The organism is Actinomadura logoneensis, from assembly GCF_003428695.1.
Classification (GTDB): Bacteria; Actinomycetota; Actinomycetes; order Streptosporangiales; family Streptosporangiaceae; genus Spirillospora; species Spirillospora logoneensis.
Window position 1 is genome coordinate 1 of the sequence record NZ_QURH01000600.1, and the last position, 2,080, is coordinate 2,080.

Annotated in this window: 2 protein-coding genes; both read right to left on the reverse strand. The window is 75.7% G+C overall.

Features of this window, described 5'->3' with window-relative positions:
- Positions 1 to 41 precede the first annotated feature (41 nt).
- The gene (locus DZF91_RS24560) at positions 42 to 1,370 is read right to left on the reverse strand and encodes an MGH1-like glycoside hydrolase domain-containing protein (protein WP_117359639.1); all 1,329 of its coding nucleotides are present in this window, start codon (positions 1,368 to 1,370) and stop codon (positions 42 to 44) included.
- Between the two features lie 125 nt (positions 1,371 to 1,495).
- Positions 1,496 to 2,080 (reverse strand): DUF475 domain-containing protein (locus tag DZF91_RS24565; RefSeq protein ID WP_117359640.1); only part of this gene is annotated, 585 nt, incomplete at its 5' end.

The following is a 2,080-nucleotide window of genomic DNA, read 5'->3' on the forward strand; positions in this document are numbered from 1 at the left end:
CGGGCCGCCGGTCGCGCCGCGCCGGGCGGGCGGGCGGCGGGTCAGGCGGCCCGGGAGGCGTGCCGGGCGCCGAGGAGGTCCAGGACGAGGGCGGCGGACCAGCTGTGCTCGTGGCCGCCGCGGCCCGTCCCGTCGAACGGGTCGAAGAACTCGCGGAAGCCGGACTGGCGGACGAGGCGCAGGGTCGAGCCGTACAGGAGGTCGGCGACCACGGTGTGGCCGTGCGCGAGGGCGCCGTGCCAGACCAGCCAGTTGGTGTTGATCCAGGTGGGGCCGCGCCAGTAGGCGGCCCGGTCGAAGGCGGCGGCCTGGATGTCGCAGGTCGGGACGGGGTATCCCGCCGCCCCGGCGAAGCGCGCGGACAGCAGCAGGTCGACGAGCCGGCGGACGGCCGCGCCGGGCAGCTCCGGGTCCAGCAGCGGGGCGAAGGAGGCGACGGTGACGACCGGGAGGAGCCGGTCCTCGCGCAGGTCGCGGGCGCGGAAGCAGCCCTCGTCGGCGTCCCAGAGGCGGTCCAGGAGGGCGGTGTGGGTCCGGGCGGCGCGCTCGCGGTGCGGGGCCGGGTCGTGGCCGGTGAGCTCGGCGATCTCGGCCAGGGCGTGCTCGGACGCCAGGTAGACGGCGTTGAAGAGCGGGTCCTCGACGGCGAACGGGTGGTCCGAGCGCAGGTAGGCGGGGTCGTACTCACGCGCGCGCAGGAGGGCGACCAGGTGGACGTAGCGGTCGTAGTCCTCGCCGGTGGGCAGGTCGCGCGGTGTGCGGTCCGGCGCGTAGGCGGCGGGCGGGAGCCGCAGGGCCGCCAGTGGACGGTCCCAGGCCGGACTGTTGTCGAGGCCCGATTCCCAGGGGTGGCAGATCGCGGCCAGGCCCGACCCGGCGAGGTCGCGGGACTCGGCCAGGTAGTGGTGCTGGGCGGCCAGGCACGGGTAGAGCACCCTCAGGAAGTCGCGGCTGCGCTCGGCCTCCGGCGGGGGCGCGCTCTCGTGCAGGCGCAGGGCGGCCAGGGCCTGCAGGGGCGGCTGGGTGAGCCCGGACGTCTGGACGAGGCGCGGCGACCGGCCGGGGCGACGGCCGCCGTGCCACAGCTCCGGCCCGGGGAAGTAGGCGTGCCGGGGCAGCCTGTCGTCGAACACCAGGTGCGGGAGCATGCCGTCCGTCCACTGGCCCCGGAACAGCGACAGCAGCTCGCGTTCGGCGCGGTCGCGGCGGTGCCGGGCCAGCCCGATCGCGGCGAACGCCGAGTCCAGGCTCCACTGGTGGGGGTACAGGCCCGGCGAGGGGACGGTCGCCGTGCCCGTCCAGTTGGCGTCCAGGACGCGTGCGGCGGCCTGCCACAGCGCCGTCTCGTCGCCGGTGAGACGGGAGCTCATGGGTGTCGCGGGTCCTCCCGGCCGGTGCGGTTACCGCGATTGTGACCGCTGGACGGCGTCCCGACGACCCCTGACGGCGAGTAGCTTGTCTTCGTCTGCCCCGTCTCGTCCGTGATTGACCGCTGTCAGCGGTCGCCGACGCGGGGGCGGGAGGCGGCGCGGCCCGCGTGTCCGGCCCGCTCCGGCTCCTCGTTCTCCTCGTGCTCCTCGTCTCCGGCCGCCTCCGGGCTGGTCCCGGCGTGGGGCTCGACCGGCCCGTCCGCGCCCACCTCGACGACGCCCTCGCGGCGGTTGCGGACGACCGACGACGCGAACGACACCAGGATCAGGCCCGCGCCGATGCCGCCCGTCACCCAGTCCGGCAGCTCGTGGCCGATGCTGATCATCATGCAGACCGACAGCGCGCCGATCGCCCAGTGCGCGCCGTGCTCCAGGTAGACGTACTCGTGCAGGGTCCCCCGGCGGACGAGGTAGACCGTCAGCGACCGGATGAACAGCGCGCCGACGCCGAGGCCGAGCGCGATGACGATCGGGTCGGTGCTGATCGCGAACGCGCCGATCACGCCGTCGAACGAGAACGACGCGTCCAGCACCTCCAGGTACAGGAACAGGAAGAACCCGGCCTTGCCGGCGGCGAGCGCGGCGCTGCTCGGGCCGCCGCGCCGGGCCTTCGCGCCCTCGCCGTCCCCGCCCGCGGCGGACGCGGCGGA

What these genes read in the sequence shown, in the direction of transcription:
- DZF91_RS24560 (WP_117359639.1), bottom strand. Translation starts at nt 1,370, where the DNA reads ATGAGCTCCCGTCTCACCGGCGACGAGACGGCGCTGTGGCAGGCCGCC.